The sequence below is a fragment of the Pseudomonas graminis genome, assembly GCF_004364335.1.
Classification (GTDB): domain Bacteria; phylum Pseudomonadota; class Gammaproteobacteria; order Pseudomonadales; family Pseudomonadaceae; genus Aquipseudomonas; species Aquipseudomonas graminis_D.
The window spans coordinates 120732-138930 of the sequence record NZ_SOCR01000007.1; the positions used below are offsets into that span (position 1 = coordinate 120732).

Sequence of the window (18199 nt, forward strand, 5' to 3'; positions counted from 1 at the left end):
AACCCCATCATGTCTTTGAACAAACGCCAGACGTTGAACGACGACCCCGTGGTGATCGTGAGCGCTGCGCGCACACCCATGGGCGCCTTTCAGGGCGATCTCAAAAGCCTGACCGCGCCGCAACTGGGCGCCGCCGCCATCCGCGCCGCGGTCGAACGCGCGGGCATCGATGCGGCGCAGGTCGATGAAGTCCTGTTCGGTTGTGTCTTGCCCGCCGGACTGGGTCAGGCGCCGGCGCGTCAGGCGGCATTGGGCGCCGGGCTCAGCAACGCCACGACCTGCACCACCCTGAACAAGATGTGCGGGTCGGGCATGCAGGCGGCGATCCTCGGCCACGACATGCTGATGGCCGGCAGCGCCGACGTGGTCATCGCCGGCGGCATGGAAAGCATGTCCAACGCGCCCTATCTGCTGGAGAAAGCCCGCAGCGGTTACCGCATGGGCCACGGCCAGATCATTGATCATATGTTTCTCGACGGCCTTGAAGACGCCTACGACCGGGGCCGCTTGATGGGCACCTTCGCCGAGGAGTGCGCCGGGCTTGAAAATTTCAGTCGGGAAGCCCAGGACGGTTTTGCAGTCGCTTCGCTGACCCGGGCGCAGGAGGCCATGACGCGCGGCTGGTTCGCCGCTGAAATCGTCCCGGTGGAAGTCATGATCGGCAAAGAGCGCAAGACCATTCGCCAGGACGAACAGCCGCCCAAGGCGAAGCTGGACAAGATCCCGCACCTTAAACCGGCGTTCCGCGAGGGCGGCACGGTGACGGCGGCCAACTCCAGCTCGATCTCCGACGGCGCTGCCGCTTTGACCCTGATGCGTCAGTCCGAAGCGCATCGACGCGGGCTCAAGCCACTGGCAGTCATCCATGGCCACGCCGCTTATGCCAATGAACCCGGGTTGTTTCCGACCGCACCGGTAGGCGCCATCGACAAGCTGATGGGCAAGACCGGCTGGTCACTGGCCGAGGTCGATCTGTTCGAGATCAACGAAGCGTTCGCCGTCGTCGCGCTGGTCACCATGGCTCGCCTGCAGCTGCCCCATCACAAGGTCAACGTGCATGGCGGCGCCTGCGCGCTGGGGCATCCCATTGGCGCCTCCGGGGCAAGGATCCTGGTGACGTTGCTGTCGGCGTTGAAGCAGCGTGGACTCAAGCGGGGGGTGGCGGCCATTTGCATCGGCGGCGGCGAAGCGACGGCGATGGCTGTCGAGCTTGTCGTTTGATATCAATGGCTTGCGTCGTGATTCTCAGGTTGAATCTGTAGTGATCACTGTCTGGCTAGAGAAATAAGAAAAGGTCAATAAAACAATGAATTACACAACAATCCTCAAGGAAGTCAGAGGTCGCGTTGGGCTCCTGACCCTGAACCGTCCAGAGGCGCTCAACGCGCTGAATGCCCAGCTCATCAGCGAACTCAATCACGCCCTCGACGAGCTGGAGCGCGATCATGGTATCGGCTGCATCGTCCTGACCGGCTCGGCCAAAGCGTTCGCCGCCGGGGCCGACATCAAGGAAATGGCCGAGCTGAAATACCCGCAGATCTATCTGGACGATCTGTTCAGCGACAGCGATCGGGTGGCCAACCGCCGCAAGCCGATCATTGCTGCCGTCTCGGGCTTTGCCCTGGGCGGTGGCTGCGAGCTGGCGCTGATGTGCGACTTCATTCTGGCGGCGGACAACGCGCGCTTCGGTCAGCCGGAAATCAAGCTGGGCGTGCTGCCGGGCATGGGCGGGACCCAGCGTCTGACCCGCGCGGTGGGCAAGGCCAAGGCCATGGAAATGTGCCTGACCGGGCGCATGATCGATGCCATCGAAGCGGAGCGTGCCGGGCTGGTGGCGCGCATCGTGCCGCAGGAGCAGTTGCTGGATGAGGCGCTCAAGGTGGCGGCTGGCATTGCGGCGAAGTCGTTGCCGGCGACCATGATGGTCAAGGAAAGCGTCAATCGCGCCTTTGAAGTCAGCCTGGCCGAGGGGATTCGTTTCGAGCGCCGGGTGTTCCATGCGGCGTTTGCCAGCGAGGACCAGAAGGAAGGCATGGCGGCGTTCATCGAGAAGCGCGAGCCGGCGTTCAAGCATCGCTGATTCGGGTCTGGACGGTGGTGCGTCTCAGGGGTGTCTTCTGGCGCCAGCGTGTATAAAATGCGCCGGTCGCCGTGGTTCACCCCCGGCCTGTCATTATCGATCACCCTATTTTCAGCATTTATCGCCATCGGCCCTACGCGCAAGACGCGTCGGATCCGCGCGATTTATCGCCACCGGAACAAGAGAGCAATCATGGGCGCACAGTGGAAGGTCAAACACAAAGAAGCGGCAGCCAACGCCAAGGGGCGTATTTTCGGCAAGCTGTCCAAGGAAATCATGATTGCCGCGCGCTCCGGCGCTGACCCCGACATGAACGCGCGCCTGCGTCTGGTGGTCGAGCAGGCCAAGAAAGCGTCGATGCCGCGCGAAACGCTAGAGCGAGCCATCAAGAAAGGCGCCGGTTTGCTCGGTGAGCACGTGCACTTCGAGAAACTCACCTACGAAGGCTTCGCGCCGCACAAGGTGCCGGTCATCGTCGAGTGCCTGACGGACAACATCAATCGCACCGTGTCCGAGATCCGCGTGTTGTTCCGCAAGGGCCAGCTAGGTGCCGAAGGTTCGATCACCTGGGATTTCGACCATCTGGGCATGATCGACGCCGTCGCTGCTAAAGACGATGCAGACGCCGAGGAAGCTGCCATCGAAGCCGGCGCCCAAGACGTTGAACAAGGCGAAGAAGGGGTTGCGACGTTTTACACCGACACCACTGACCTCGACGCCGTATGCAAGGCGCTGCCAGAGTTTGGCTTCACCGTTGAATCCGCCAAGATCGGCTACCGCCCGAAGAACCCGGTTGAAGGCCTGAGCGAAGAGCAGATGGCCGAAGTGGAAGCCTTCCTCGAAGCGATCGACAGCCACGATGACGTGCAAAACGTGTACGTAGGGTTGGCGGGATAAGGCTGGCGGCCCCGGTCCCACTGGAGAATCGCGTGCTTTTAGTGGGACCGGCTTTAGCCGGGAAGGCGTCGGTGGGCACGCTGCGAAATCAAGGGTGTCCGTGCTGGCCTCTTCCCGGCTGAAGCCGGTCCTACCAAGGTGACGGGGCAGACCTGACACCCGAGTTGAGGCCTCTAAACTGCTGATCGACCTCCGCGAACCCGGGCCGCTGCATCACATCCCCTTGCACGCAGCGCTTCTCCAACGCCCGCAGGCCGGCAGTCTCTCCATCGTCTGCCTCGCAACAGTCCAGCAATTCCCCGAGCAATACCCCGAACGCTCGCACTTCAATGCGCTCCAGCCTGCGTCCCGTGTCTTCATCCGGGTAAAACGCCGCCGCGCCGAAATCCCCCAGCAGGCTATCCCCAGCCTCGTTCCAGAGGATGTTGTGCCCGTACAGGTCACCGTGGTTAATGCCGTGGGCGTGTAAATGGGCGCACGCTGCGGCGATACCGGCGGCCAGGCGCTTCACGGTCGAAACGCTCAGCCGTGTGCCTGCGTAAGTGTCACGGGTGCAGGATTCCAGGGTCGGCGGGCGGGCGAGGGTGAGGAAAGAGGGAGATATCAGCTCCATCACCAGACCGCGAGCGCCCCGGGGGTGGCCCTGAATCTGGCCGAGCACTGGAATCAGATGCCCATGACGCCCCGCCGCGATGCAGGCCTGCATCTCGTTCAACGGCGAGCCGTCGCTGGTGACAGCGCCTTTGTACAGCTTCACCGCAACGTCCAGCGCCGAAGCATCGTCATCCACGCGCCACCGTGCCTGCTGAATGACCCCCGAAGCGCCTTCGCCCAGCACCTGTTGCAGCGTCAGCTCATGCCACGGAATCTGCCGGATGGGCTCTTCGGTGTGGATGTCGTTCAACGGATTGCCGGCAAACGCCAGCCACGCCAGCGCTGGCATCTCCAGCAGCCAGCGCGGCAGTTCGTGAAGATCGTTGACCGCGATCCGCATCAATTCCAGGCGCCCGCAGCGGGCCAGGGATTCGGGCAATTGCCGCAGCCGGTTGCCCGCCAGCATCAGCTTCTGCAGGTGCGCACAGTCGCCGATGGCTTCAGGCAGGGTCTCTATGCGGTTGTCGGTCAGCACCAGCGAGCGCAGCGAAGGCGGCAACGCACTGGCGGGAACATCAATGATCTCGCAGGCCTTGAAGCCAACGAAGAACAGCTGCTCGCATTGACCCAGGCATTCCGGCAGCCGGGTAAACGGATTGTTGGAGCAGAAGAGGATTTTCAGGCGCTTAAGACGGTGCAGGTCGGCGGGCAATTCCGTCAGCCGGTTGCCGCTGAGGTCCAGCACTTCCAGGGAATCGGCGAGGCTGAAAATCTCCTCGGGGAATTCGCCGAGGTCGGCGCTGAGATTAAGCCGCGTGATGCCTGCCAGTTTGCCGGCACGCAGGTCTGCAAGGGTGTGCATGGGGGGAAGGGCGCCTGTGATCAATGGACGGCCATGATACCCAGTCAACCCGGCCGTTGCTCGTTTGGTACGAGCATGACAGGCGAGGGATCAACTCAGGCAGCGGTCCAGCAATTGATGCATGCGCTCAAGGGATGGCGCCGACTCGGCGTACAGAATGCGGTAGACCATGGGCGCGACGACGGCATCGACCAGCTCGTCCGCTGAAGGACTCTGCTCACCGCGCTCCCGCGCCCGGTCGATGATGATCTGCAGTTGATCGCGGACCATGTTCAGGCACTTGCCCGAGCACAGCGTCGCGCTGCTGGCGACCACATCGCGCATCATCTCGCGGCCGGGCGCCGAGTTGGTTTCTTCGAGGTAGACCTCGACCCAAGTGCGCAGGTCGTCGCGCAGGTTGCCGCAATCCACCGGCTCGTCGGGACGCAGGCGCTCGACAGCGGCATCCGCCAGCAGCGAGGTCAGGTCGCCCCAGCGCCGGTAGATGGTCGACGGCGTGACACCGGCACGGGCCGCAATCATGGGCACGCTGAGGGCCGAACGTTCCTGCTCCTGGAGCAGATCGCGAACCGCCGCGTGAATCGATGTCTGCACCCGGGCACTGCGGCCGCCGGTGCGAATGCCTTCTTTGATAGCCATGCTGCGGACCCTAACACAAAATATTTGCTTTAAGCAGACGTTGCTCGCACACTCTTAACGCTAATTCATAGCTTTTGTGACGTGCTTTTTCGGGAGAGTGTACTCGTGTCTGATTCTTTGCAGAACCCGCAAGTCGATGGTCGGGGGCGGAGCCACTTGGGTTTTCTGGCTTTCGTGCTGCTGTGTTTCTTCGCCGCGTCCAGTGCGCCGACGCCGCTTTACCATCTCTATCAACAGGCGTGGGGCTTTTCCTCGGCACTGTTGACGGTGATTTTTGCCGTGTACGCCCTGAGCCTGTTGGCCACGCTGCTGGTGTTCGGCTCGCTGTCGGATTACCTCGGCCGCCGCCCGGTCATCTTTATCGGGCTGCTGCTGGAGATTGTCTCGATGCTGCTGTTCATCGCCGCCACCGACGTCAGCTGGCTGATCGTCGCGCGAGTACTGCAGGGCGTGGCGACGGGCATTGCGACCAGCGCGCTGGGTGCCGCGATGCTCGACAGCGATGCGCAGCAAGGTCCGCTGCTCAACAGCATCACACCCATGTTCGGCATGGCGCTGGGCGCGCTTGGCACCAGTGCGCTGGTGGAGTATGCGCCGCTGCCCATGGGCCTCGCCTATGGCTTGCTCCTCGCGGCGTTTGTGGGTCAGTCGGTGTATCTGCTGCGGGTCGCTGAAACGGTGACGCCGCAGCCGGGCGTGCTGAAAACCCTGCGGCCGCGGCTCGCCGTACCTGGGCAGGCGAGGGGGACGTTGTTGCTGGTGCTGCCGGCCGACATCGCCGCCTGGGCGCTGGGCGGATTCTTTCTGTCGCTGGCGCCGTCGCTGCTGACTGCCGCGACCGGCTCGACTTCGGTGCTCAACGGCGGCTTTGCCGTGGCGGCGCTGACCCTCAGTGGTGCGATTTCGATCCATCACCTGCGTTTGCGCGCCCCCCGGCTGGCCTTATTGGTGGGCTGCAGCTTTCTGGCGATCGGGGTTTCGGTGATTCTGGCGGCGGTGAACCTGGGCTGGTTATGGCTGTTCTTTACCGGTGCCGTGCTGGCGGGCATCGGCTTTGGTGCAAGCTTTCTCGGCGCCCTGCGGCTGTTGCTGCCGCTGGCCCACGCCCACGAGCGGGGTGCGTTGATGGCGGCGTTCCTGGCCTTGAGTTATCTGGCGTTCTGCATTCCGGCGCTGCTGGCCGGTGTGTCGATCAAAACGGCGGGGCTGGTGACCACCACCAATGTCTACGGTGGGGTCGTGGTCTTGCTGGCGGTGTCGGCGCTGGCCGGTCTGCTGATTCAGCAAGCCGGCCGCGCCAGAGCGGCTTGATCCGCGTTACCGGTTATGACGCAGAATCGAAAAATTCAACGCCGAAGCGACGGTCAGCCAGACCAGATAGGGGAACAGGATCAGCCCGGTGATGAGGTCCAGCTGGATGCCCAGCACGACCATCGCGGCAACCACCAGCCACAGCAGCAAGATGATGATCATGCCCGCCAGGATGCGATGGGCGCCGAAGAACACCGGCGTCCACAGCGTATTCAAGGCAATCTGCGCAGCCCACAACGCCAGCACGGTTTCGCTGCCGGGGATCAGGGTCAGGCGATAACCGGCCCAGGCCAGCAGCAGGTAGATCGTCGTCCAGGCCACCGGAAACAGCCAGTTGGGCGGGGTGAAGCGTGGCTTTTGCAGTGACTCGTACCAGCTGCCGGGTTTGAAAATGATGCCGGTGCTGGCCGCCGCGCAGCAGGCAATGAGGTAAATGTAGAACGTCATGTGGAGTCCTTTGCTGAAACCATTCGAAGTGCAGGCCGTGGGGCCGTCTCGGCATTGGATACGTCTGCGCCGGAAAAATCCTGCGCGTGTGCAGATCAGTCGTGACCCAGTTGGCCAAGGCGTTCCTGCACGGCGTCGTCGAAGATCATGTACAGCGTTTCGACATCCGCCGGGCGCAGCCGTTTACTGGTCTCCAGGCTAAGGATGAAGCTGATCTCCATGGCGGCCTCGCGTTCGAGGTCTTCCTTGGTGGTGGCGGCGTTCAACGCGCGCACCAGATCATCGATAGGACCCTGGATGGGTTTGGGTAGCCGAAGTGCAGCGATTCGCTCTTGGGGCATTGCTCAGTCCTGGGGGTGTCGGGTTTGGCGGCGAACCGAGAGGCGTGAAGCCCTGGAGCCTGGGATCGGTGCGTATTGTGGCCGAGTTACGGCGCAGATCCCACCAGAGAAACAAAATAGTGAAATCACAGCCTTGCTCTCGCCCTTGCCCTGGGCGGCATCAGTGTTTTCAGGTTTTCACTGTGTCGATCTGGCACCAGCTTTGTATCGCTCAAGTTACAAAGGCGCCCGCCGACACCCTGTTCAGGAAGTCTATTACTCACTTGAACAGGGAAGTGCCATGTCAGCGATTGCTTCAGTCACCTCGTCCGCCCAGTTAATGCCGGTGGTCAAACCGGCGGCCACCGTGGCGCTGAATGACAACGCCGCCGCTGGCAACACCACCAGCGCTACGCCATCGTCCGTCGTCATGCTCGGCCAGGACGACAAGGTCAGCGCCTCGTTGGTCTACAACGTCCGCGGCCTGATGCCTGACGCCAACGTACCGCCCGCCTGGGAGTACACCCGGCAGGACAAGGTCTCGCTGGCGATGATGGGCAATTTCAGCACTTCTGCCACCTCGGGTCGCTTCCAGGGCCTGGGCGCGACGCTGCTCAGTCAGTTGGCCCAGACCGGCCAGAATATTTCCCAATCGGTGCTGCGTTCCACCACCGGCAAAGCACTGGAGCCTGCAGAGCTCGCTGCCGCCCAGGACCGCCTGCACAGTAACCCGGCCAACAGCATCAGCCTGACGCTGAAAACCGCCAGCGGCAAAACCATCGAGCTGAGCCTTTCCAGTCAGGACGACGGTCTGGCGGTGCAGGCTCAGGTGAGCGGCGGCAAGCTCAGCGACGACGAGCTGAACGCGCTGAATGCCATGGCGGACGGTTTTCAGTCAGCCATCGACGGCCTGACCTCCAAACCGCCGACCCTGAAACTCGACGCCCTGACCCATTTCGACGCCAAGGCCTTTGCTTCCGTTGATTTGAAAAGCAGTTTTAAACTCGAAGACGGCAGCGCCCAGACCCTTGAACTGCACGCCGACGCCGACCAGCGTTCGGTGCGCATGAGTGGCGCGCTCGGTAATCTCGACCTTTCGGTGGACCTGAAAAACGCCGCCATTCGGGGTGACAGTGCTCAGCAGGCGAAAGCGCTGGACGGCTATGTCAGCCAGATCGAGGCGGCGCGCAAGCGTGGGGACGGCGACGCACAGTTGCTGTCGATGTTCGAGGACGCGTTCAAAACCCTGCACTCCAACTACCCGGACACCCGCGTCTCCACGGCGGCGCAGACGGTGAGCTCGATCGAACTGACGGACACCGATCACGGCCTGTTGACCGGCCTCGGCGACTTCAGCGCCTCGGTCAGCGAGAAGAGCGTCGAAGGCAACCCGGGCCGCCCCGGCGAGCTCGATTCCTTTGCCTACACTTTGTCGCAGACCACCCAGTCCAAAGGCCGCGATCAGTTGAACCGGACCATCGTTCAGGACCAGCAATCCCAGCTGATCGCCAGTTATCACAAGCCCCTGCCAGGCGGGCAAAACCTGGCGTTGAGCACCGATCCCACAACGCAGAATTACCTGTATTACCAGGTCAGCGATCAGGCGAGCAGCAAAATCAGCATCGGCTACAAGAAGGGCGAACTGGTGGATGCGACGCTCAGCCAGTCTGCCAGTCAGTCGACGCGCATCGCCAAGTACGTGATGGGCCGTCTGGAGAAAGAAACCCATACGCCGATCTCCACCTCCAGGACGCAGAGCTTCCTCAGCGTGCTGCAGCAGGCCTTGCAACAGGACAAAGAGGCGAAGCAGGGCCGTGGCGCGTCGACGCTGCAAGGCACCCTGGCCGGGATTCACGCCAAGGTGCTGCTGCAGAGCGATCCGTCGATGCTGAATGGCTGATAGCGGTACACCCTCGGTTTTGCGGTGCGACGCCCGACGTCTTCCCGGCTGAAGCCGGTCCTACAGTCGAGTTCACACGCAAGCTCACTGACCGCACGCGATGTTCTAGCAGGACCGGCTTCAGCCGGGAAGAGGCCAGCATGAACACCCCCAGTTTTGCAGCGTGACGCATGACGCCTTCCCGGCTAAAGCCGGTCCTACAGTCGTACGCAGTCGGTTAGCAGGACCGGCTTCAGCCGGGAAGGGGCCAGCATGAACACCCCCGGTTTTGCAGCGTGACGCATGACGCCTTCCCGGCTAAAGCCGATCCTACAGTCGTACGCAGTCGGTTAGCAGGACCGGCTTCAGCCGGGAAGGGGCCAGTGTGATCAGCCGCAGATTCTGGCCGTGCTCCGGCAGCCAGGCGCTCACAGTCCTCGACCTGACAAACCGCAAGCATCCGGCTATAAACAAAGCGTGCCAAGCACCTTGCTGTTCCCAGAGGCTAGACGCCCGGAGTGTTATCGATGATTGACCGTGAGCCACCGTACCCCCGCAAACCCCCGCTCAGTAATTCCGCAAAACTGGCGCGTCTGGCCGGCATCGGCCTGATCGTACTGGTCGCCGCTGGCGCGTTCGCCTACGTCAATGGCAGCCTCGACCCACACCGACTGACGCCTGCGCGGGTGGTTGATGTGTTCGAACGCAACAACGGTGTGCACCCCGGTTACCGTCGCAACCACCCCAAAGGCATCTGCGTCGCCGGCGTGTTCGAGAGCAACGGTGCTGCTGCCAGCCTGTCCAAAGCCGAAGTCTTCGCCAGCGGGCGCACGCCCGTGATCGGTCGTCTGGCCGTGCCCACCGGCAATCCGTATTCCCCCGACAGCGGCGCGCCCCTGCGCAGTTTCGCCGTGCAGTTCACCCAGCCCAACGGCCAGCAATGGCGCACCGGCATGAACAGCATGCCGGTGTTTCCCGTCGGCACGCCCGAGGCCTTCATCGATCTGCAAGTCGCCACCGGGCCTGACCCCAAGACCGGCAAACCCGACCCGGCGAAACCCCCGGTGTTCTTTGCCGCGCACCCGGAAGCCCAGCCGTTTCTGGCCTGGGTCAAAACCGCCAAGCCTTCGGCCAGTTTCGTCACAGAGACCTACAACAGCGTCAACGCCTTCGTTCTGGTGGATGCCAACGGCAAGCGCCAGCCCGTGCGCTGGAGTCTGGTGCCGGAAGCGACCGATGCGGCACCGGCGCCGGACGCCAAGGACTATCTGGACAAGGACCTCAGCGAAAGACTCGCCAGCGGCCCCCAACGCTGGAAACTGATCCTGACCCTGGCCAACCCTCAGGACCCGACCAACGACGCATCCAAAGCCTGGTCCGGTGAGCACAAGACCGTGGACGCCGGGACCCTGGTGGTCAATTCCGACAGCCCGCAGCTGAATGGCGACTGCCGCGACATCAATTACGATCCGCTTATCCTGCCCAGTGGCATCGAGGGCTCGGATGACCCGCTGCTCGCCGCGCGTTCGGCTGCCTACGCCGCGTCGTACATGCGTCGCACGAGTGAAGTCGATCAGCTCAAAGCCGAGCCCGCCCAGGAGAAACAGCCATGAGTACGCCCGTCAAGCATTTCGCCCCATTGGCGCGTCTGCTGCACTGGCTGATGGCGCTGATGGTCATCGCCATGCTGTTCATCGGCGCCGGCATGGTCGCGTCGGTGTCCGAGCGGCACGAGTGGCTGCTGAACCTGCACAAGCCCCTGGGCATCGCGATTCTGCTGTTGGTCATCGTCAGGATCATTGTTCGTGTGACCACTCAAACGCCGCCGTTACCGGCCGACTTGCCGGCCGTGCAGGCGCTGGCGGCGAAGTTGTCCCATTACCTGCTGTATGCGCTGATGCTGGCGATGCCGCTGATTGGCTGGGCAATGATCTCCGCCGCCGGGGATCCGGTCATGCTCGGCAGTTCGGTGCGCCTGCCGTCCATCGTTGCCGCCAACCCGGAAACCTTTGCGTTTCTGCGCAAGGCCCACGCCTACCTGGCGTACCTGTTCTTCCTGACGATCCTGGCGCATCTGGCCGCCGCGCTGTTTCACGGCTGGGTGAGGAGGGATGAGGTGCTGGACAGCATGCTGCGGGGTAAATCGCGGGGTTGATCTTGCAGTGATTGTCTGCTGTGAATAAGGCAGACGACATCGCCAGTGGGCTTAACCCCGCTGGCGATGTTGTTTCCGGGCTCCGGTCAGCTTATCCGAATCAGGCTGCGATTCAGCGCAAGACGGAAACCATCTGCCCCAGCGTGGTCAGCACATTGCGGGCCAGCTGTTTCGAGCGCTGGCCCGACCAGCCGGTGACGACATCGGGGGCGTCATCGTTATCCTTGAACGGCATCTCCAGGGTCAGCGACAAGCACCTGTAGCGCTCGCCGACGCTGTTGCACGCCAGGTTCATGTTGGCCTTGCCCGGCGCCGATTTCGGATAGCCATATCGGGTCTGGAAATCCCGGGTCAAGCCGCTCAACCGCGCGCGGAAATCCGCTTCCAGTTGGGCCTGCTTGTCGGTGTACCCCGGGTTGCCTTCGCAGGCGGCAGTGAAGACGTAGGGGATTTCTTCATCGCCGTGCACGTCGAGGAACATGTCCACGCCGTATTTTTCCATCTGTTCTTTGACGAAGAACACTTCCGGGCTGAGCTCGGGGGTCGCGTCCTGCCATGCGCGGTTGAGGTCCTTGCCCTGGGCGTTGGTGCGCAGATGGCCGTGGAACGCGCCGTCCGGGTTCATGTGTGGCACCAGATACAGGTCCGCCGAGGCCAGTAAAGCCTGCAATTCAGGGTCGTTTTCCTGCAGCCGTTCGATGATGCCTTCCATGAACCACTCGGCCATGTGCTCGCCGGGATGCTGTTGCGCGATGATCCAGAGGTTGCGCTTGCCCGCAGCGCCGTCGCCCTTGCGCAGCAACGGAATGTCACGGCCCTCGACACTTTTGCCGGTGGCCAGCAGCTCCGTGCCGGCCTTGTTCAGCGCCTGATCGACCAGCCAGTCGTGGCGCTCGCGGCTGTAAGGTTCGAAGTAGGCGAACCACACCTGGGATTCGCTCGGCGTCAGCTCGAAGTTCAACGCCTTGCCGTCGAACTGGCTCGGCACGCGGAACCAGGTTTTCTGATCGTAGGAGGCGACCGCGTTGTAGCCGGTCCAGGCGCGGTTGTAGCTCGACTCGCCGGCGTTGGTCAGGCTGAAGCCATGGGGCTCGCCGATCTGCAGACCGTCAGCCTTGAAGTGAAACCACTGGAAATGCGCGCTGCGGGTGTCGGGGCGTATCGCCAGCTGAACGGCTTTCGGATTGCTGGCGTCCAGCACGACGATGTTGCCGCTGTCGAAATCGGCGGAGAGGGTAAGGGCGGTTTGAGTCACGGGAGCGTCCTGAGTACGTGATTGCCAACGCGATGCCGTCGGGAGGCAATCGAGACAACGCCCGACTGCCGCGCTGGGCTGTTATGACAATTACTTTACACGCAACAGGTTGAAGGACGGCGACAGAATAGTTCGCCAAAGGGTCAGCTGCGGCCTCAGCTGTACGCCTCGGCGGTGACCAGCAGGCCGCACAGCAGCATCGTTACCAGCAACCAGCCGAAATAGACGCGGGGTTTGCGCCGATGCCACCCGCTGGCCCCCAGAATCGCGGCCGGAGGCTGCAGCGTGCGCCAAAACTGCTCGCTGTGCTGAAACGCCGCCAGGTGTCGCGGATCGGCGTCGAGCCAGTGACGGAACTCGATACGCTGGCTGGCGGTAGCCTGAGGGCTTTGCAGGTGCACATACCAGCGCAGGGCCTGCAGCAGAATCGCCCGCGCCGGATCATGTTCGGCGGATTCGCTGACGCAATGCTCAAGCGCAACCGTCATGCAGCGTTCGACGGTGCTGGCGTCCACGTCAAGCAGATGGGCGATATCAGTATAGGAAAGGTTGTCGAGGCGGCTGAGCAGAAACACTTGCAGAACCCTGCGCGGCAGTCGCTGGAGGCGGCGTCGGTACAGATCGGTTTCGGCGCTCGCGCCCGGGGCAGGCTGTACGGGGGAGGCGGTGATCAACGAGTCGAGGAGCTGAGTCATGGCGTCTTGCTCACTGTTTGAATAGCGGCGGTCGCGGAAAACAACGTCGTGGTTTCACAGTTTTTATGGGAGCTTTTTACTGAATGTGTCAGTTTTTGACAGCAGTAACGGCCCATCGCTCGATCCATTTGCTATGATGCGCGCCATCGAAAAGACAGATCACTGTCAAACCCTCTTCATTAGCCTGAAGACGCAACACCCGACCGAACCCAGACCCGAAAAGGGCATAAAAAAAAGACCCGGCTATAAGCCGGGTCAAAAACCGTGATTAGCCTGATGAGGAGATAATCCGGAAGCCGACCTAAGGCTTCTGGGTTACCAACCAGTCTCGCGACCGGTTGCGCTCAATAATAATCATTCCCATTTGAGAGTCAATGCTTTTTTCGCGCCCCAGTGAAAAGAGTTTTTCCTGTGGGCGGTTTTTGCCTTTGCTTCCCAGTCGATCGGCAGCCTAGTCGATCGGCAATTCTGTCGTGCGCTTCACCACACTCATCGCAATGTTCGAATGCGCTTCCTGCACATGGGGGCTTTGCAGCAGGTGATCGCGCAGAAAACGCTCGTAGCAGGCGATGTCCTGCACCACCACCTTGAGCAGAAAATCCATGTCGCCGGCCATGGTGTAGCACTCCAGCACTTCGCGAAATCCGGTGATCGCCTCCTCGAACTCCGTCAGGTACTTGCGCCCGTGGCCGGACAGCTTGACGTCGACGAACACGGTCATGGTCAGCCCGAGCTTGGCCGGGTTGAGCAGGGCGACCTTGCGCTCGATGACGCCTTCTTCTTCCAGACGATTGATGCGGCGCCAGCACGGCGACTGCGAGAGCTCGACGCGCTCGGCGATCTCGGCGGCGGAGAGATTGGCATCGTGCTGCAACAGACGGAGGATCTTGCGATCGATGGGGCTGAGCTTGACCTGCATGAATTGACCCTTTTTTATTCTTGAACGGGAACGGGCATGCACGATATGAGCAGATTCACGCCGATTTAGGAAGAAAAAGCCTGCGCCACGCAGGCAGTATTTTGTCTGTGACCGTCGGGCTGAACCGTCCTGACGGCGAGGCGCTGGCAAGGCTGCAAACGCCGCTGGCGCCGCATTCAAAACGCACTAATAAAAATAAAGGAGTGCCTGAATGTCCCTGGCTGATATTCGTCTGGACGATAAGTACCGCCTCGCAACCGGCAATCTGTACCTGACCGGAACCCAGGCGCTGACCCGCCTGCCGATGCTGCAGAAGCAGCGCGACGAAGCCCGCGGGCTCAACACCGCCGGGTTTATCTCTGGCTATCGCGGCTCGCCGTTGGGCAATCTCGACAAGAGCCTTTGGGACGCCAAGGAGTATCTCCAGCAGAACGCCATTCATTTCCAGCCCGGCGTCAACGAAGAGCTCGCCGCGACGGCGGTCTGGGGCAGTCAGCAAGTCAATCTGTTCCCCCACGGCAAGTACGATGGCGTCTTCGCCCTCTGGTACGGCAAGGGCCCGGGCGTTGACCGCTGCGGCGACGTGTTCAAGCACGGCAACTCCGCCGGCGTCGCCGAAAATGGGGGCGTACTGATCCTCGCTGGCGACGACCATGGCTGCAAATCTTCGACCATCGCGCACCAGAGCGAGCACGCCTTCATCGCTTCGATGATCCCGGTACTTAATCCGAGCAACGTCCAGGAAATCCTCGATTACGGCATCATCGGCTGGGAGCTTTCGCGCTACAGCGGGTGCTGGGTGGCAATGAAAACCATCGCCGAAAACGTCGATTCCTCGGCCGTGGTCGAAGTCGATCCGCTGCGCATCCAGACGCACATCCCCGAAGACTTCCAGATTCCCGAAGGCGGCCTGCACATTCGCTGGCCCGACCCGCCCCTCGCCCAAGAGGCGCGGCTCAACACCTACAAAATCTACGCCGCCCGTGCGTTTGCCCGGGCCAACAACCTCAACAAAGTGGTCATCGATTCGCCGCAGCCGCGTCTGGGCATCATTACCACCGGCAAGTCGTACCTCGACGTGCGTCAGGCTCTGGAAGAGCTGGGCATCGACGAGGACCTGTGCGCTTCGGTGGGCATTCGCGTGCTCAAGGTCGGCATGAGCTGGCCGCTGGAACCGGTGTCGGTGCACGGCTTTGCTGAGGGGCTGGACGAAATCCTGGTGGTGGAGGAAAAACGCAGCGTGATCGAGGACCAACTTACCGGTCAGCTGTACAACTGGCCGGTGGATCAGCGCCCTCGTGTCGTCGGTGAATTCGATGAAGAAGGCCGCTCGCTGCTGCCCAACCTGGCCGAACTGACGCCGGCGATGATCGCCCGCGTCATCGCCAAACGCCTCGCGCCGATCTACAGCAGCCCGAAAATCGAGGCGCGCCTGCAGTTTCTGGCCGACAAGGAAAAAGCCCTCGCCGCGCCGCTGTTCAATACCCAGCGCACCCCGCATTTCTGTTCAGGCTGCCCGCACAACACCTCGACCCGCGTGCCCGAGGGCAGTCGCGCCCTGGCCGGTATCGGCTGCCATTACATGACCATCTGGATGGACCGGGAAACCGAGACGTTCACCCAGATGGGCGGCGAGGGCGTGACCTGGATCGGCCAGGCGCCGTTTACCGAAACGCCCCACGTGTTCCAGAACCTCGGCGACGGCACTTACTTTCATTCCGGTCATCTGGCGTTGAGAGCGGCGGTCGCGTCCAAGGTCAACATCACCTACAAGATTCTCTACAACGACGCCGTCGCCATGACCGGCGGCCAGCCTATCGACGGCGTGCTGCGCGTCGATCAGCTCAGCCGGCAGGTGTTCAACGAAGGCGTGCAGCGCATCGCGCTGGTCTCGGACGAGCCGGAGAAATACCCGAGCCGCGAGCAGTTCGCGCCAATTACTACCTTCCACCATCGCAGCGACCTTGACGCCGTGCAGCGCGAGCTGCGTGAGTTCAAGGGCGTGTCGGTGATCATCTACGACCAGACCTGCGCCACGGAAAAACGCCGTCGTCGCAAACGCGGGACGATGGTCGATCTGGACAAGCGCGCGATCATCAACCCGGCCGTGTGCGAAGGCTGCGGCGATTGCGGCGTCAAGTCGGGTTGCCTGTCGGTCCTGCCGAAGGAAACTCCGGAAGGGCGCAAGCGCGAAATCGACCAGAGCGCGTGCAACAAAGACTTCAGTTGCGTCGAGGGCTTCTGCCCGAGCTTTGTCACCGTGCATGGCGGCAAGCTGCGCAAGCCGCAATTGCCCAAGCAGGCACAGGCGTTCGCTGAATTGCCGCAGCCGACACTGCCGAGCCTCGCTCAGCCCTACAACATTCTGTTGCCCGGCGTGGGCGGTACGGGCGTGACCACCGTCGGCGCGATGCTCGGATACGCGGCCAATCTGGAAGGCAAGGGCTGCAGCGTGCTGGACCAGGCCGGTCTGGCACAGAAGTTCGGCCCGGTGGTCAGCCACATCCGCATCGCCGCGCGGCAGGAAGATCTGTTCGCCGTGCGCATCGCGGCCGGTGAAGCGCATCTGCTGCTCGGTTGCGACCTGTTGGTGGCGTCGGGTCCCGATGCCATCGCCAAGCTCAACAGCGCGAAGACCCACGCGGTGATCAACAGTCAGCAGACGCCGACCGCTGAGTTCACCCGCAACCCCGACGCCGAGTTCCCGGCCCAAGCGATGATGCAGACCATCCGCGAAGCCGTCGGCGCCGAGAAAACGCACTTTGTGCAGGCGACGGACCTGGCGACCAAGCTGATGGGCGACAGCATTGCCAGCAACCTCTTCATGCTGGGTTATGCCTTCCAGTTGGGGTTGATTCCGTTGACCTCTGCGGCCATCGAGAAAGCCATCGAGCTCAACGGCGTGGCGGTCAATCTGAATCAGCAAGCGTTTCTGTGGGGGCGTCGAGCAGCGTTTGACCTCCCTGCGGTGCAAGCGGCGGCCAATCCGCAAACTCAGCCAACGCCGGACCCTGAGCACCTGACTCTGGAAGAGCGCGTCACGCGCAACGTCCACGGCTTGATCGCCTATCAGAATGGCGCGTTGAGCGAGCGCTACCTGACGCTGGTCAATCGGGTGCGGGATGCCGAAGCGCGGCTGTTCCCGGGCCAGCCGCCTGCGTTGACCGAGGCGGTGGCGTTCAACTACTTCAAGCTCTTGGCCTACAAGGACGAGTACGAAGTGGCGCGGCTCTACAGCAACGGGGATTTCACCCGTCAGTTGGAAGCGCAGTTCGAAGGCGATTACCGCATCGAGTTTCATCTGGCGCCGTCCTGGCTGGCCAAGCGCGACCCGAACAACGGCACCCCGCGCAAACGCAGTTTCGGGCCGTGGATGCTGAAAGCGTTTGACGTGCTGGCGCGTTTCAAATTCCTGCGCGGCACAGTGCTCGATCCGTTCGGCCGTAGCGTCGAGCGTCGGCAGGAACGCGAGTTGATCGATGCATACGTGGGCGACATCGAGCTGATCCTTGGCCACCTGAGCGCAGGCAACCGGCACACCGCGCTGAGTCTTGCGCGACTTCCGGAGCGCATTCGTGGTTACGGTCACATCAAGGAAAGCGCCATGAAGGCAGCGGCACTGCAGGCGGCGCGCATGCGCCAGAGCCTGGTCAGTGGCGAGGTTGAAGTGCTGAAGTTGTATGAAGTAGCAGCGTAAAGACAAGGAGGAGGTCGTTCAGGCCTCCATATCACCGGATGCATCGTTTAGTAGGACCGGCTTTAGCCGGGAAGAGGCCGGTATTGCCACCCTCGATTTCGTGGTGTCGCGACCGACGCCTTCCCGGCTGAAGCCGGTCCCACAGTTCGCGTTCACGCTCGATCTCATTGCATGCCCGCGATGCGTGGGTGAAACCACACCCAATCTCACTGGCTGCACGCGGTGCAATTGTAGGACTGGCTTTAGCCGGGAAGAGGCCGGTATTGCCACCCTCAATTTCGTGGTGTCGCGACCGACGTCTTCCCGGCTAAAGCCGGTCCTACATTCGCGTTCACGCCCGATCTCACTGACTGCACGCAATGCTTTTAGTGGGACCGGCTTCAGCCGGGAAAGGGCCAATGTGAACACCATCAATTTCGCGGCGTGACGACTGACGCTTTCCCGGCTAA

At 62.2% G+C, this 18199-nt stretch carries 15 protein-coding genes; 8 read left to right on the top strand and 7 right to left on the bottom strand.

Annotated elements, in window-relative coordinates; all coding sequences use genetic code 11:
* Positions 1-9: 9 nt before the first annotated feature.
* The 3 genes from EC919_RS14625 to EC919_RS14635 all read left to right on the top strand — a co-directional run bounded on the left by EC919_RS14625 (position 10) and on the right by EC919_RS14635 (position 2977).
* Positions 10-1221 (top strand): acetyl-CoA C-acyltransferase, encoded by a 1212-nt coding sequence (locus tag EC919_RS14625; protein WP_133775044.1) that lies wholly within the window; start codon positions 10-12, stop codon positions 1219-1221.
* A gap of 85 nt (positions 1222-1306) precedes the next feature.
* On the top strand, positions 1307-2080 hold the full coding sequence (locus tag EC919_RS14630; RefSeq protein ID WP_133775047.1) for an enoyl-CoA hydratase: 774 nt from the start codon (positions 1307-1309) through the stop codon (positions 2078-2080).
* 192 nt (positions 2081-2272) lie between these two features.
* Positions 2273-2977 carry a YebC/PmpR family DNA-binding transcriptional regulator gene (locus EC919_RS14635; RefSeq protein WP_133775049.1) on the top strand — a complete coding sequence of 235 codons (705 nt, stop codon included), beginning with the start codon at positions 2273-2275 and terminating at the stop codon, positions 2975-2977.
* A gap of 130 nt (positions 2978-3107) precedes the next feature.
* On the opposite strand, the gene EC919_RS14640 is transcribed toward EC919_RS14635, so the two are convergent.
* Positions 3108-4433 (bottom strand): leucine-rich repeat-containing protein kinase family protein, encoded by a 1326-nt coding sequence (locus EC919_RS14640; protein ID WP_133775051.1) that lies wholly within the window; start codon positions 4431-4433, stop codon positions 3108-3110.
* 90 nt (positions 4434-4523) lie between these two features.
* Positions 4524-5072, bottom strand: coding sequence for a TetR/AcrR family transcriptional regulator (locus tag EC919_RS14645; protein ID WP_122624928.1), 549 nt, complete (start codon positions 5070-5072; stop codon positions 4524-4526).
* Between the two features lie 105 nt (positions 5073-5177).
* On the opposite strand from EC919_RS14645, the gene EC919_RS14650 reads away from it, so the two are divergent.
* Positions 5178-6383 (top strand): MFS transporter, encoded by a 1206-nt coding sequence (locus EC919_RS14650; protein ID WP_133775053.1) that lies wholly within the window; start codon positions 5178-5180, stop codon positions 6381-6383.
* A gap of 6 nt (positions 6384-6389) precedes the next feature.
* On the opposite strand, the gene tspO is transcribed toward EC919_RS14650, so the two are convergent.
* Positions 6390-6830, bottom strand: a complete 441-nt coding sequence (gene tspO / locus EC919_RS14655; protein ID WP_133775055.1) for a tryptophan-rich sensory protein TspO — start codon at positions 6828-6830, stop codon at positions 6390-6392.
* Positions 6831-6925: 95 nt separating this feature from the next.
* Positions 6926-7171, bottom strand: coding sequence for a hypothetical protein (locus tag EC919_RS14660; protein WP_133775057.1), 246 nt, complete (start codon positions 7169-7171; stop codon positions 6926-6928).
* A gap of 280 nt (positions 7172-7451) precedes the next feature.
* Between EC919_RS14660 and EC919_RS14665 the strand changes: the two genes are divergently transcribed.
* From EC919_RS14665 to EC919_RS14675, 3 genes are all read left to right on the top strand, one after another.
* Positions 7452-9050, top strand: coding sequence for a lactate dehydrogenase (locus EC919_RS14665; RefSeq protein WP_133775059.1), 1599 nt, complete (start codon positions 7452-7454; stop codon positions 9048-9050).
* 506 nt (positions 9051-9556) lie between these two features.
* Positions 9557-10642 (top strand): catalase family peroxidase, encoded by a 1086-nt coding sequence (locus EC919_RS14670; RefSeq protein ID WP_133775061.1) that lies wholly within the window; start codon positions 9557-9559, stop codon positions 10640-10642.
* Entirely contained in the window at positions 10639-11184 is a 546-nt protein-coding gene (locus tag EC919_RS14675; RefSeq protein WP_133775063.1) for a cytochrome b, read from the top strand. Before EC919_RS14670 ends, EC919_RS14675 begins: the two co-directional genes overlap by 4 nt.
* A gap of 112 nt (positions 11185-11296) precedes the next feature.
* Here EC919_RS14675 and EC919_RS14680 read toward each other — a convergent pair whose 3' ends face one another.
* The 3 genes from EC919_RS14680 to EC919_RS14690 all read right to left on the bottom strand — a co-directional run bounded on the left by EC919_RS14680 (position 11297) and on the right by EC919_RS14690 (position 14053).
* On the bottom strand, positions 11297-12439 hold the full coding sequence (locus tag EC919_RS14680) for a M14 family metallopeptidase (protein ID WP_133775065.1): 1143 nt from the start codon (positions 12437-12439) through the stop codon (positions 11297-11299).
* A 155-nt stretch (positions 12440-12594) separates the two neighbouring features.
* Positions 12595-13134: a DUF4880 domain-containing protein gene (locus EC919_RS14685; RefSeq protein ID WP_133775067.1), complete on the bottom strand. Its 540-nt coding sequence runs from the start codon at positions 13132-13134 to the stop codon at positions 12595-12597.
* A 451-nt stretch (positions 13135-13585) separates the two neighbouring features.
* The gene (locus EC919_RS14690) at positions 13586-14053 is read right to left on the bottom strand and encodes an Lrp/AsnC family transcriptional regulator (RefSeq protein ID WP_133775069.1); all 468 of its coding nucleotides are present in this window, start codon (positions 14051-14053) and stop codon (positions 13586-13588) included.
* A gap of 211 nt (positions 14054-14264) precedes the next feature.
* Between EC919_RS14690 and EC919_RS14695 the strand changes: the two genes are divergently transcribed.
* Entirely contained in the window at positions 14265-17750 is a 3486-nt protein-coding gene (locus EC919_RS14695; RefSeq protein WP_133775071.1) for an indolepyruvate ferredoxin oxidoreductase family protein, read from the top strand.
* Positions 17751-18199: the final 449 nt, after the last annotated feature.